Raw genomic sequence first — 13,228 nt, 5'->3', positions numbered from 1 at the left:
CTTCTCAAGACTCGCGTCCAATATTCTGGATGACAGAGTTCACTTCACTGCACTACGTTGTGGTGCACCCGATCGTTCACCGAACTGTACTGCGAGGCCGCCGTGACAGCACTCTTCGCCCTGGCCACCAGCCTGCTGTGGGGGCTGGCCGACTTCGGCGGCGGACTGCTGACCCGGCGTACCCCGGCACTGACGGTCGTGGTCGTGTCGCAGACGATCGCCGCGGTCGTGCTCGGCGTGGTCGTGGTGGCCACCGGCGGCTGGAGCGAGACGGGTCCGCGTCTGTGGTTCGCGGTGGCGGCCGGTGTGGTGGGGCCCGTCGCCCTGCTCTGCTTCTACAAGGCGCTCGCGCAGGGCCCGATGGGCGTCGTCTCCCCGCTCGCCACCCTGAGCGTGGCCGTCCCCGTCGGTGTGGGCCTCTTCCTGGGCGAGCGCCCGGGTGTCGTGCAGGTCGCGGGTATCGCGGTCGCCGTGGCCGGGGTCGTCCTCGCGGGCGGGCCACAGCTGCGGGGCGCGCCGGTGCAGCGTCGGACCATCCTCCTGACCCTGGTCGCCGCCCTCGGTTTCGGCACGGTTTTCGCACTGATCGCGGAGGCGTCGACGACGGTCACCGGCCTGTTCCTCGCCCTGTTCGTGCAGCGCGTGACCAACGTGGCCGTCGGCGGCGCCGCGCTGTACGTCTCCGTGCGGCGGGGCGGTGCGGCCCTCCCGGCGGGCGGCTTCCGCTGGGCCTCGCTGCCGGCGCTCGGCTTCGTCGGCCTGGCGGACGTCGCGGCGAACGGCACGTACTCGGTCGCCGCCCAGCACGGCCCGGTCACCGTGGCCGCCGTCCTCGCCTCGCTGTACCCGGTGGTGACCGCCCTGGCCGCACGCGGCTTCCTCAGCGAACGCCTGCGGACGGTCCAGGCGGCGGGAGCGGGCCTGGCCCTGGTGGGCACCCTGCTGCTGGCGACCGGTTGAGCCCTCGTCAGTCCAGCTCGGCGAGCTTCGCCGCCGTCTCCTCGTCCAGGCCCGCCAACCGGCGCAGCTGCTCCGGGGTGACCCCCTCGGGAATCGGCACCGGCGCCGGCGTCCTGAGCGGCGGCTGCCAGCCGTCGTCGGGAGTCCAGCGCCGTACGACCCGGGCGGGCGCCCCCGCCACCACCGCGTGGTCGGGCACCGCACCCCGGACCACGGCCCCGGCGGCGACCACCACGTTGCGCCCGATTCGCGCGCCGGGCAGGATCACCGCCCCGGTCCCGATCCAGCACCCCGGGCCGATCGTCACCGGCTCCATCCGGGGCCACTGCTTGCCGATGGGCTCGTGCGGGTCGTCGTACGAGTGGTTGGTGGACGTGACATAGACGTACGGCCCGAAGTAGCAGTCGCTGCCGATGGTGACCGTGGTGTCGGCGATGACATGGCTGCCGCGGCCGAGGACGACTCCGTCACCGATGCGCAGGATCGGATCCGGGCCGAGGTCGAGGTCGGGCATCAACCCGGCGGTCAGGGTGACCTGTTCGCCGACGATGCAGTGCGCCCCGAGGTGGATCCAGGGTTCCCCGAAGACCGTGCCGAGCGGGAAGGCCAGCCGGGTGCCGGTGCCGAGCGCGCCGAAGCGGAACCGTCCCGGGTGGGCGGCGGTGACGGAGCCGGTGCGCTGCACCCAGGCCCAGCCCGCGTGCACGGCCCGCTGCGCCAGGCCGCGCGACCATGATGAGAACGTGTTCTTGCGCTTCGGCACCCGCTCACCGTACTCAGCGTGACGTGACCCCATGAGTTCGAGGGCCTGTGATCTTCGCCCCACCCGGTGGCATACGGTGCCGGTGTTGTCGACGACGAGGAGAGGGCGAGGAGACGGCGATGGTGCAGAGGGCGTTGATCACGGGAATCGGCGGCAAGGAACCGAACATCCACGAGGAGGCGTTCGTGGCGCCCACGTCCTCGGTGATCGGCGACGTGACGCTGGAGGCGGGCGCGAGCATCTGGTACGGCGCGGTGGTCCGGGGCGACGTCGAGCGGATCTCCGTCGGGGCCCAGTCCAACATCCAGGACAACTGCACGCTGCACGCCGACCCCGGCTTCCCCGTCACGATCGGCGAGCGGGTCTCCGTCGGCCACAACGCCGTCGTGCACGGGGCCACGGTCGGGGACGACTGCCTGGTCGGCATGGGTGCGACCGTGCTCAACGGCGCGGTGATCGGCGCGGGGTCGCTGGTCGCCGCGCAGGCCTTGGTGCCGCAGGGCATGCAGGTGCCGCCCGGCTCACTCGTCGCCGGTGTCCCCGCGAAGGTCAGGCGGGAGCTGACGGAGGAGGAGCGTCAGGGGGTCACCCTGAACGGCACCATGTACGCGGAGTTGGCGAAGGCGCACAGCGAAGTGCACCAGGCCTGAGGGACCGAGGGGTCGAAGGACCGATTGCGCTGAGGACCGCTTCTCAGTCGGCGGCCGGGACGGGTTCCGGCTCGGGTTCGGCCGCCTGCTTCCGAGGCGTCGCGTTGTCCGCCGTCGCGTTCTTGGCCTTGCGCTTGATGATCAGCATCGACGTGAGCCCGACGAGCACGGCCGCCACCAGACCCAGCCACGAGAACCGCTTCAGCCACGACTCGGCGACGATCCCGACGTAGTAGATGACGGCCGTCGTGCCGCCCGCCCACAGGATCCCGCCGAGCACGTTGGCGATCAGGAACTTCCAGTACGGCATCCGCAGCACACCCGCGAGCGGACCGGCGAAGATCCGCAGCAGGGCGACGAAGCGGCCGAAGAAGACGGCCCACATGCCCCACTTCTGGAAGGACCGCTCGGCCGTGGCGATGTGCCCCTCGCTGAAGTGCCTGGGGAACTTCTTGCCGAGCCAGGTCAGCATCGGCCGCCCGCCCTTGCGGCCGATGGCGTAGCCGATGGAGTCGCCGACGATCGCGCCGACGGTGGCACACACACCGAGAACCACCGGGTCGATGCCCGCGTGCTGCGAGGACAGCAGTGCGGCCGACACCAGGATGATCTCGCCGGGCAGCGGGATGCCCAGGCTCTCCAGACCGATGACGATTCCCACGAGGGCGTAGACGGCGGCCGCGGGCACCGTGTCGAGCCAGTCCTGGACGTGCAACGCCGGTTCCTCCGATTCGCGTCCCTGCATTCCCGGCGCGCGCCTGCGGACAGGCGCACGCCGGGAAGCCTACCGGGTCACCCGGATGCCTCCGCGCCCCACGGGTCGCACTGGTGTTCCCGGCGCACGGTGCCGCCGACGTCGGTCTCGTGCTGCGGTCCCCGTGCCCCAGAGGGAGCAGTGTCCGGGCCCTGGGGCGTGCCTGCTCCTATCGTGGAACGTCACAGTGACGCTCGGCGCCGAGGCAGGCTACACATGACGGATCCGCAGATCGACTATGCGGCGGTCTTCCGGGCCCTGCCCGGCATGGTGGCCCTGCTCACCCCCGACCTGGTGTACGCCGACGCCAACGACGACTTCGTGCGGCTGGCCGGGCGCACCCGCGAGCAGCTGCTGGGCCGCTACATCTTCGACGTCTTCCCGGAGAACCCCAACGATCCGGCCGCGGCCGGCATGCGGGAGACCCGGGAGTCGATGCTGCGGGTGGTGGCCACCGGCGAGCGCGACACCATGGCTCTGCTGCGCTACGACATCCAGGATCCCGAGCGGCCCGGCCACTGGCGGGAACACTATTGGAGCCCCGTCAACGCACCCGTGCGCGACTCCGAAGGGCGGGTGGTGCTCGTCGTGCACCGGGTGGAGGAGGTCACCGAACTCATCCGCGCCCGTGGCGGCCCGGACGGCGACAGACAGGCCCGTGTGCTGGAGGCCGAGCTCTACACCCGGTCCCGTGAACTGCAGGAGGTCAACGAACGCCTGCGCAAGGCGCACGCCCACGAACGCGAGGTCGCCCTGGCCCTACAGGCCGCGATGCTGCCCGCGCCCCGCCCCACCGGGACGCACGGGGCCGCCGTGCGCTACCAGCCCGCCATCGGCGCCCTGAACGTGTGCGGCGACTGGTACGACCTGGTCGAGCTGCCCGGCCAGGGCCTGGCGGTCGCCGTCGGGGACGTCGTCGGCCACGGTCTCGCCGCCGCCTGCGTCATGGGACAGCTGCGCAGCGCCTTGAGCGCGGCCTGCCGGGTCGCCGCCGGACCGGCCCAGGCCCTGGAGGCCCTCGGGCTGTACGCCCGTTCCGTCGACGGCGCCGAGTCGACCACCGTCGTGACGACCTTCATCGACTGGAACAGCCACGCCATCACCTACAGCTGCGCCGGCCACCCTCCACCCGCCCTGCTCCATCCCGACGGCACCGTCACCTTCCTCGACCAGGCCACGGACCCCCCGCTCGCCGCCCGGCCCGAACATGTCCCCCGTCCCCAGGCCCGCATCCTCTTCACCGAGGGCAGCACCCTCGTCCTGTACACGGACGGCCTGATCGAACGCCGTACCGAGGACATCGGCGCCGGCCTGGCACGCCTCGCCGATTCCCTCACCCGCCACCGGCGATCCGCACCCGAGGCTCTGGCCGACGCCCTCCTCGCGGATCTCCTGCCCCCCACCGGCACCACCGACGACACTGCGCTGATCGTCATCCGGCTCTGACTCCACGTGCGCTTTCGGTGCTCACTGCCGGTGCTCACTGCCGGTGCTCATTGCCGGTGCTCATTGCGCGGATGCCGACGCGCCGTCCGCTCGTTGCCGCGCCGGTAGTTGCCCGTCCAACGGGCCATCGCCAGCTGCGGATCCCCGTCCGCCGCCTCCCGGACGAACTGTGCCGCCCGGCTCCCGCGCAGCACCGTCGCAACGCGGCCGCGGTGCAGGATCACCACGGAGCCGTCGCTCCGCTCCTCGTATGCGAATCCCTGTGCTGCCGCCATCCGGCGCCCCCTCCACGTAGGGGACCAGGGTGCCGACCGGCCGGTCCTTGCGCGAGCGGTTTTCCGCCGCCGCTCGGTGGGGATCGCGGCTGCCCACCGACTAGCCGAGGACCGTGCCGAGGTTCGCGGTGACGGTCTCGGCGACCGGCCCCGCCGTGTCCAGCACGGCGCCCGGAAGGGTCTGAACCTCCTCGACGGGCGCGACCGGCTCGGGGGCGCCGCCGGTGGTGTCGGTGGTGTCGGTGCCGACCTGGGCCATGCGCTTCTCGAACTGCGGCGGCGGCACCACCGGGTCGCCCTGCGGCGCCTCGGGATCCTTGCGCGGCGGATCGGCGTCGGGCGACGGCGAGGTGGCCGGCGGTGCATCGGGGGTCCCGGGACCGCCGTCCCGCGTCCCGCCCCGGGGCTCCGCGCCACCCGTGGCGCCGCTCGCCGGTTCCAGCACCCACCGCTGCTCCGCCGACCCGTCCCGGTCGGCGACGACCACGGTGTTCCCGGGGCCGGGCGCGACGAGCAGGCCGCCGCCCCTGCGCAGCAGCAGTTCGCCGCGGACGGTGAGGTCGTAGCGGACCTCACCGGCGTGCACCACACAGTCGGCCAGGACGACCGAGCCCTCGTCGGCGTCGGCGTCGAGGCAGCGGGTGGCATCGACGGCGCTGCGCAGCAGACCGTCGCCCTGGTACGACCACTGTTGGGACGCGGCCGCCGAGCAGGCCGTCAGCAGCGTCCCGGCGCCGTCCTCGGACCCGCCGCCGCGCACGTCGAGGCACAGATCGGCGGCGAGGTTGCGGAGCCTGCCGTGTGCGACCTCGGTGCGGCTCCCCACGGAGGCGGCGGACGGCGCCTCGCCCACGGCGCCCGGGGAGACGGAGTGGCCGCTGGGCGCACCCCAGGTGGCGCGGGGTCCGGGGACACCGCCCTCGTCGGACCAGCCCTTGGCGACGAGCACGGAGGCGAGCAGGGCGAGGGACGCCAGACCGGCACCCACGAGCACCGCCTTGGTGTGCCTGCGCGGCGCGGCGAAGGCGCCGGCCGGAGCGGGGCGGTGCCGGCCCCGCGGCGCGGCGAAGGCGCCGGCCGGAGCGGGGCGGTGCCGGCCGCCGGGCCTCGGCCGTACGGCGAGCCGCGCACCGGGCGCGGCCTGGGCGTGTCCCCGGCCGGGCCGCGAGTCGAGGTAGCGGTGGGCGCCCCAGCCGAGGACGGTCTCGGCGAGCAGCTCCTCCAGTCCGCCCTCGAAATGGCTGAGCTGCTCGGCCGCGTGCCGGCAGTACCGGCACCCGGCCAGATGCTGTTGCACATCGGGCAACAGGCCTCCGCCCCGGCGAATGGGAACATCGAGGAGACGGTTGTAGAAACGGCATTCCGTGGTCGGCGCGAGTTCCCGGTGGGCCCGTACGCAGCCCGCCCGGAATTGCTCCCGCGCCTGCTCCAGACCGGCCTTGGCCCGGGCCGGGTCCACCCCCAGCAGTCCGGCCGGTACGGATATGGGCTCGGCCTCGACCTCTGTGTGCCACAGCAGGCATTGGGAGGCTCCCGGAAGAGCCTGGAATGCGCGCTCGGCGAGCTGTCGCCTTTCCGGGGTCGCCGACCTCGCGGCGCGCAGTCCGCGCCCGCCGGTCGGTTTGCGGACTTCCGGCAGTACGGCGGAAATGCCGTCGTCCGCGGCCCAGTCCTTCACGGTTTCCCGTACCGCCCTGAGGAGTTGGGGCCGTACGGCACCGCCGCCCGCCCGTCCCAGCATCCGGTGGAACGCGGCGGCGGCCGCCATCGAGGCCGAACCCGCCGACGACACCAGGCAGATGCCCGCGTAGTCGTAGGCCGCCCGCCAGTGCCGGGCCATCAGCAGCGCGACGGCGTGGGCGTCGGTTCCCGCCGCTTCGAGCCGGGCCATGAGGTCACGGTCGGATTCCCCGCCGTTCGATCCGGGTCGGGGCGGGTACGGGGGGCGTGGGGGGTACGGGGATTGCACTGGACCATTTCCTTCCAAGCCGCAGAACGGCATGCGAAATGCGCGTCCGTAGGAAAGCAGGGGCCTGATTGGTGCGTACCTATGCCGCGTCAGGTGCGGGGCGGTTATGAGCGGGCGTTATGAGCGGTCGGTCACGGGGCCGCTCACCTTCGCACAAACGACTCACAGGAAACAAGAAGTTCGAGTGACCAGAGTTCAAAATGCGGTCACTTCAGAAAAGTTACCGACGGTATCCGCACCCGCATTCGAAAAAACGCCGGAGCCGGTCCGTCAAGTTGTGTGCAACGGCGGCCGGTTGGCACACGAAATCTTCAAGTTCCCGTCCGGGCCTGGTACGCCGGCATGAGCCGGATGATCGTCCCCACGTTCACCCAGCGCCTGAGCGCCCACCCGGGCGCGGCGGGCCGACCTCGGGCCCGAATTCGCGGCCTGATCGTGAGCAAAGGGTGCCGCTCGGGCCGTACGCCCCGAGCGGCACCCTTCCCGCGAGCCGAGGCTCAGCCGTTGGGCCGGAGCGTCCAGGTCACGGTCATCTCCGTGGTCACCGCTCCGTCCGCGCGCTGGATGGCGACGGTCACCGGGAACTCCGGGCGCTTACCCTCGTCGAGTTCGGCGACGACCTCGGCGGCGGGGCGGCCGAGCGTCGCGGTGGCCGTGACCGGCCCCAGGGCGATCTTCTTGAACGCGATCTCGGCGGTGACCGGCAGCGGCACGGCACGCGAGAGCTGATCCCCGAAGGCGGCCAGGACGATCGCCCCGCTGGCCGACTCCCCCAACGTGAACATCGCGCCGGCGTGCGGCCCGCCGACGTGGTTGCGGTACTCGCTCTGGTCCGGGAGGGCCAGGACGGCCTTCTCCGCAGTGGTCTCCAGGTACTCCAGGTTCAGCGTGCGAACCATCGGAACCGTGGCGGCGAGCAATTCGCCGATGGACATCTGATCTGCGCTCATGCCGACATGTTACCCACGAGTAGCCTGGCGGGGCCAGAGCCGCGCGATGATCGCCGTATCCTTACGGCCCATGTGGCCAGGAGAGCAGCCGCCGGGGGGCGGGCAGAGCCCGCAGCAGCACCCGGCTGAGGGAAACCCGTATCAGCAGCCCGGATACCAGCAGCCCGGGTACCAGCAGCCGAACGCTTACGCCGGGCAGCAGCAGCCGTGGGACGCCCCCACCGTGACCGCCGCTCCGCAGGGCGGCGGGCGCCGTACCAAGGTGGTCGCGATCGCCGTGGCCGCGACCGTGGTCGTGGCCTGCGCCGCGACCGGGGCCGTACTGCTCGGCGGCGGCAGCGACGACGAGGCCGGGCCCGGACCCACGACGTCATCGGCCTCTGCATCCCCCTCCACCGCGGACAACCCCCGCGCCACCGACGCCATGAAACCCACCGTGGCCGGCTGGAAGGTCGTGGTGAACCCGGACCTGGGCGTCGCCTTCGACGTACCGGCCGACTGGGCGCTGCAGTCGACGAGTTGGGTCTCGTGGGTCTCGAAGAACGACGACCCGCAGGACAAGCCCCTCGTCGCCATGAAGGCCCCCGCGGTCCTCAAGGAGAAGTGGTGCGGCTCGGACGACGACAAGGACGGCTCGACGGACTACTCGGCGCTGGCCAGCGTGGGCACCAGGGGCAACAAGGGGGCCAAGAACACCGAGGACATCGCCCGCACCGATTCCTCGACCTGGGTCTACGGCGCATACACCCAGCCGAACCGGAAGAAGGTCACGACCGGTCCGGTCACGTCCTTCACCACCGCCTCCGGTCTCACCGGCAGTGTCGCCACATCGACATCCTCCGAAGTCGCCAAGAAAGGCAAGTGCGACACCGACGGCAAGGCGACGACCTTCGCCTTCAAGGACTCCGACGGAGACTTCGCGTCCTGGTCGCTTTTCGGCGTCGCGGGCGTCGGTGACGAGGTTCCGGACGCCACGGTGCGGGAGATCATGAAGACCGTACGGCTCTACACGTCCGACGCAGAGCGCTGATTTGCTACGCCCCTGACAAGGGGCAGTGACCGAATCGTGTCCCTGGCGGGGCTAGGGTGGCTGCCCATGTGGCCAGGAGAACAGCCGCCCGGGGGCGAGCAGAACCCGCAACAGCAGCACAACCCGTACCAGCAGCCGGGGTACCAGCAGCCGAATCCGTATCAGCAGCCCGGATTCCAGCAGCCCAACCCCTATGCGCAGCAGCCGCAGTGGGGCGCTCCGGCACCGGCGGGCCCGCCCGGGCCGCCGCCCGGTGGCGGCGGCAACCGGACGAAGGTCGTCGCGATCGTGGCGGCGCTGGCCGTCGTGGCGGCCGCCGGCGTGACCGGATTCCTGGTCCTGGGCGGCGACAAGGACCAGGAGGCGGACGGCGGCAAGGACGCGAAGCCGTCCGCGAGCAAGTCCACGGAGCCGAGCGCGTCGGCCTCCGAGGAGAATCCGCGGGGCGGTGACGCCGAGCAGGCCACCATCGAGGGCTGGAAGATCGTCGTCAACCCCAAGTGGGGCACGGCCTTCGACGTACCGGCCGACTGGGAGGTGCAGTCGCCGACGTCGGCCGTCGCCTTCGAGGAGGAGAACTCGGACGACCTCAAGCCGATCATCACGATGTCGGCACCGGCGATCCTCAAGTCCAACTGGTGCGAGTCCGACGACGACAAGGACGGCCAGACCGACACCATGTCCCTGGCCGCGACCGGCACCAAGGGTGCCAACGGCGCCAAGGACACCGACGAGGTCGCGATCAACACCCCCGCCTGGTGGGTCTACGGCGGCTACACGCAGCCGGACAAGAAGAGCATCACGCTCGACAAGAAGGCCACGCCCTACACCACCACCTCCGGCATCCAGGGCAGTTACGCCTGGGCGTCCTCGAAGGACACGCCCGCCACGGGCAAGTGCGTGACCGACGGCAAGGCGATCACCTTCGGCTTCAAGAACTCGGACGGCGACTTCGTGTCGTGGAACTTCTACGGGGCCAAGGGCGTCAAGGAAGAGGTCTCCAAGGAGACCATCATGAAGATTCTCAGCACGGTACGGCTGCACGGAGATCCGACGGGCTGAGGACCGACGCTTCGTCCTGGCCCGGTCTGGGCCGGGACGAACAGGGCCGGAACTCAGGCCTGCTGACCGGCGGCGGGTCAGCCGATGCCGAACGCCCCGTCGGGGGGCACGGGTGACGGTACGGCGTCCGCGTCCCGCACCGCCCGCGCGCCGCCGATGAACTCCCGCAGGCCGGGCCCGTGTTCGACCCGGGCCGGGAAGGCGTCGGAGGCGGTGCGCCGGGTCAGGGCGGCCGTGTCGAGCGGGTGGTGCGCGGCGACGAGCACCGCGTTGCCGAAGCGGCGCCCGCGCAGCACGGCCGGCTCGGCGATCAGCACCAGCTCCTCGAACACCGCGGCGAACGTGGCCAGTTGGGAACGCAGGAAGGCGAAGGGCGAGGCGTCGGCGAGGTTGGCCAGGTAGACGCCGTCACCGCGCAGCACCCGCGCGGTCTCGCGGGCGTAGGCGACGGACGTCAGGTGCGCGGGCACCCGGGAGCCGCCGAAGACGTCGGCGACGAGGACGCCGGCGGAGTCCGCAGGGGCCGATTCCAGCCAGGCGCGGGCATCGGCGGCGTGCAGCGCGATCCCCGCGCCCTCGTCCAGCGGCAGGTACTCCCCGACCAGCTCCAGCAGGGCGCGGTCCGCCTCGACGACGTCCTGCCGCGAGCCGGGACGGGTCGCCGCCAGATACCGGGGCAGGGTGAGCGCGCCCCCGCCGAGGTGCAGCACGTCCAGCGGACGCCCCGCCTCCGCGACGACGTCCAGAACATGCCCGAGCCGCCGCGCGTACTCGAACTCCAGATGCTCCGGCTCGTCCAGATCGACGTACGACTGCGGCGCCCCGTCGACGGTCAGCAGCCAGGCCCGTTCCCGATCGACGTCGGGCATCAGCTTGGCGGTGCCGTGGTCGACGGCTCGGGTGACGGGTATGGCTTCGCTCACCATGTCATTGTGCCTGTGCTGCAGCGCCCCTTCAGGGGCGCGGGGCTGTGACATCATGCGGCTCCGCCGCGTGGGCGCGACCAGCCACAACCGGCCCGCAGTCCCCCGTACACCGCAACCACCCTCACTCGACGGCTGTCACGGTCCCCGCCCCCACGGTCCGCCCACCCTCACGGATGGCGAACCCGAGCCCCGGCTCCAGCGGTACGTCCCGCCCCAGCTCCACGGTCATGGTCACCGTGTCCCCGGGCCGAGCCACCGCCACCTCACCGAGGTCCACGTCACCGACCACATCCGCGGTCCGGATGTAGAACTGCGGCCGGTACCCGGTGGAGACGGGCGTCGCACGCCCGCCCTCCCGCGCCGACAGCACATACACCCGAGCCGAGAACCGACGCCCCGGCACCACGCTTCCCGGCGCTGCGACAACCTGTCCCCGTCGCATCGCGTCCCGCGGAACCCCCCGCAGCAGCAACGCCACGTTGTCCCCGGCCTGCGCCTCTTCCATCGGCTTGCCGAAGGTCTCCACGCCCGTGACCACCGTCTCGACGGAAGCCCCGAGCACCTCGACCCGGTCCCCGACCCGCACCGTGCCCCGCTCGACCGCACCCGTGACGACCGTCCCCCGCCCGGTGATGGTGAGCACGTTCTCCACCGGCATCAGGAACGGCGCGTCCAGATACCGCTCGGGCATCGGCACATACGTGTCCACCGCGTCGAGCAGCGCCTCGATCGAGGTCGTCCAGCGCGGGTCCCCCTCGAGCGCCTTCAGCCCCGAAACCCGTACCACGGGCACCGAGTCACCGCCGTAGCCGTGCGCGGTGAGCAGGTCGCGTACCTCGAGCTCGACCAGGTCGATGAGCTCCTCGTCGCCCGCGTCGGCCTTGTTGAGGGCGACGACGACGTGGTTCACGCCCACCTGCCGGGCGAGCAGCACGTGTTCGGCGGTCTGCGGCATGATCCCGTCGAGCGCGGAGACGACGAGGATCGCCCCGTCGAGCTGCGCGGCGCCGGTGACCATGTTCTTGACGTAGTCGGCGTGGCCCGGCATGTCCACGTGCGCGTAGTGCCGGGTGTCGGTCTCGTACTCGACGTGCGCGATGTTGATGGTGATGCCCCGCGCCGCCTCCTCGGGCGCCCGGTCGATGCGGTCGAACGGCACGAACGTGCCGGAGCCGCGCTCGGCGAGCACCTTGGTGATGGCGGCGGTCAGGGTGGTCTTGCCGTGGTCGACATGACCCATCGTGCCGATGTTCAGATGCGGTTTGGTGCGGACATATGCCGTCTTGGACATGGCGATACCTCGAAGCCTCTTCGTCAGCAGATCTCTTCAGCGGATCTCTTCAGCGGATCTCTTCGCAGAGATGGGGACCCCGAGTACTCGCCGACCCTCCCCCTGCGGGGTCCGCCGGACGATCCGGAGAGGGTCAGCTTCGGGCGCCGTCAGCAGCGGCCGGGAAGAAGAAGAGGACGGCAGCCTTCGGCGCATCCGCGACTGCGGATGCTGCGAGGAGGAAGGCGTACCGGAACATGACGCAGATCATTGCCGACGCTTTGTCCCACGTCGAATGGTTTTTGGGCGTGCCGACGGGCACAACGGGCGGGCTCCATACGGCGATCACACATGTCCGTCGGTTACCGTCACTGGATGCTCGATGCCACCACCCGCTCTGGGGGCACCGCCACGGCCACTCCCCGGGCCACTGCCACGGAGCTCGCCGTCGCCGTTCCCGCTCCGGAGCTCGCCGTCGCCGTTCCCGCTCCGGCGGGCCTCGCCGCGCGCTGCACGAGAGTGCTGTTCTCGCCGTGGTCGCGCCTGTCCCTGCTCATCGCCCTGCTGGCGGGCGCCGCGTCGGCCGTACTGCTCTTCGAACCGCAGCGGCTGCTGGCGGACGGCTGGCCGCCGCAGCTCGGCGGAGCCGCGGCGGCGCTGGTGTTCGCGGTGGCCTACGGGCTGTGCACGGTGGCGTTCGTACCCCGCCCGCTGCTGAACCTCGGGGCGGGCGCGCTCTTCGGCTCCCAGCTGGGTGTCGGCTCGGCGATCGCGGGCACGGTGCTCGGCGCCGGGCTCGCCTTCGGTCTCGGCCGGATCCTCGGCCAGGACGCCTTGCGCCCGCTGCTGCGCGGCCGGTGGCTCAAGGCCGCGGACGGGCAGCTCAGCCGGCACGGCTTCCGTTCCATGCTGGCGGCGCGGCTGTTCCCCGGGGTGCCGTTCTGGGCCGCGAACTACTGCGCCGCCGTCTCCCGCATGGGCTATGTCCCGTTCCTGGTGGCGACGGCGCTCGGTTCCATCCCGAACACCGCCGCGTACGTCGTCGCGGGCGCCCGCGCCTCCGCGCCGACCTCGCCGGCCTTCCTTATCGCGATGGCCTGCATCGCCCTGCCGGCGCTGGCGGGCGCGGTGGTGGCCTGGCGCAAGCGGCACCACCTGCGCGGGGTCCGGTAA

13 protein-coding genes are annotated in these 13,228 nt (G+C 71.7%); 6 read left to right on the top strand and 7 right to left on the bottom strand.

Annotated features, from left to right (window positions below):
* The first annotated feature begins 102 nt into the window (after positions 1-102).
* Complete coding sequence (locus OG252_RS41885) at positions 103-960, top strand: DMT family transporter (RefSeq protein WP_266443538.1); 858 nt, start codon at positions 103-105, stop codon at positions 958-960.
* Between the two features lie 7 nt (positions 961-967).
* Here the strand turns inward: OG252_RS41885 and OG252_RS41880 are convergent, their stop codons facing one another.
* Positions 968-1,723 (bottom strand): acyltransferase, encoded by a 756-nt coding sequence (locus OG252_RS41880; protein ID WP_329342733.1) that lies wholly within the window; start codon positions 1,721-1,723, stop codon positions 968-970.
* A 119-nt stretch (positions 1,724-1,842) separates the two neighbouring features.
* On the opposite strand from OG252_RS41880, the gene OG252_RS41875 reads away from it, so the two are divergent.
* Positions 1,843-2,373 (top strand): gamma carbonic anhydrase family protein, encoded by a 531-nt coding sequence (locus OG252_RS41875; protein WP_329342731.1) that lies wholly within the window; start codon positions 1,843-1,845, stop codon positions 2,371-2,373.
* A gap of 43 nt (positions 2,374-2,416) precedes the next feature.
* Here the strand turns inward: OG252_RS41875 and OG252_RS41870 are convergent, their stop codons facing one another.
* Positions 2,417-3,088: a DedA family protein gene (locus tag OG252_RS41870; RefSeq protein WP_329345336.1), complete on the bottom strand. Its 672-nt coding sequence runs from the start codon at positions 3,086-3,088 to the stop codon at positions 2,417-2,419.
* 255 nt (positions 3,089-3,343) lie between these two features.
* Here OG252_RS41870 and OG252_RS41865 point away from each other — a divergent pair, with 255 nt between their 5' ends.
* Positions 3,344-4,573, top strand: a complete 1,230-nt coding sequence (locus OG252_RS41865; protein ID WP_266443530.1) for a PP2C family protein-serine/threonine phosphatase — start codon at positions 3,344-3,346, stop codon at positions 4,571-4,573.
* Between the two features lie 47 nt (positions 4,574-4,620).
* On the opposite strand, the gene OG252_RS41860 is transcribed toward OG252_RS41865, so the two are convergent.
* The 3 genes from OG252_RS41860 to OG252_RS41850 form a co-directional block, all read right to left on the bottom strand.
* The gene (locus OG252_RS41860) at positions 4,621-4,848 is read right to left on the bottom strand and encodes a hypothetical protein (RefSeq protein ID WP_266443527.1); all 228 of its coding nucleotides are present in this window, start codon (positions 4,846-4,848) and stop codon (positions 4,621-4,623) included.
* A gap of 100 nt (positions 4,849-4,948) precedes the next feature.
* Complete coding sequence (locus tag OG252_RS41855) at positions 4,949-6,739, bottom strand: RICIN domain-containing protein (RefSeq protein WP_329342728.1); 1,791 nt, start codon at positions 6,737-6,739, stop codon at positions 4,949-4,951.
* A gap of 575 nt (positions 6,740-7,314) precedes the next feature.
* Positions 7,315-7,752 carry a DUF4442 domain-containing protein gene (locus OG252_RS41850; RefSeq protein ID WP_266448767.1) on the bottom strand — a complete coding sequence of 146 codons (438 nt, stop codon included), beginning with the start codon at positions 7,750-7,752 and terminating at the stop codon, positions 7,315-7,317.
* Positions 7,753-7,837: 85 nt separating this feature from the next.
* Here OG252_RS41850 and OG252_RS41845 point away from each other — a divergent pair, with 85 nt between their 5' ends.
* Positions 7,838-8,797 carry a hypothetical protein gene (locus tag OG252_RS41845; protein ID WP_266443523.1) on the top strand — a complete coding sequence of 320 codons (960 nt, stop codon included), beginning with the start codon at positions 7,838-7,840 and terminating at the stop codon, positions 8,795-8,797.
* 66 nt (positions 8,798-8,863) lie between these two features.
* The gene (locus OG252_RS41840) at positions 8,864-9,859 is read left to right on the top strand and encodes a hypothetical protein (RefSeq protein WP_266443521.1); all 996 of its coding nucleotides are present in this window, start codon (positions 8,864-8,866) and stop codon (positions 9,857-9,859) included.
* 77 nt (positions 9,860-9,936) lie between these two features.
* Here OG252_RS41840 and OG252_RS41835 read toward each other — a convergent pair whose 3' ends face one another.
* Together OG252_RS41835 and tuf are read right to left on the bottom strand one after the other, a co-directional pair.
* Positions 9,937-10,782: a spermidine synthase gene (locus tag OG252_RS41835; protein ID WP_266443519.1), complete on the bottom strand. Its 846-nt coding sequence runs from the start codon at positions 10,780-10,782 to the stop codon at positions 9,937-9,939.
* A 124-nt stretch (positions 10,783-10,906) separates the two neighbouring features.
* A complete protein-coding gene (gene tuf, locus OG252_RS41830) occupies positions 10,907-12,076 on the bottom strand; it encodes an elongation factor Tu (protein WP_266443518.1) in 1,170 nt (389 codons plus the stop codon).
* Positions 12,077-12,430: 354 nt separating this feature from the next.
* Here tuf and OG252_RS41825 point away from each other — a divergent pair, with 354 nt between their 5' ends.
* Entirely contained in the window at positions 12,431-13,228 is a 798-nt protein-coding gene (locus OG252_RS41825) for a TVP38/TMEM64 family protein (RefSeq protein WP_266443517.1), read from the top strand.

It is taken from the genome of Streptomyces sp. NBC_01352, from assembly GCF_036237295.1.
Taxonomy (GTDB): domain Bacteria; phylum Actinomycetota; class Actinomycetes; order Streptomycetales; family Streptomycetaceae; genus Streptomyces; species Streptomyces plumbiresistens.
This window is presented reverse-complemented; position numbering and strand designations above follow the sequence as displayed.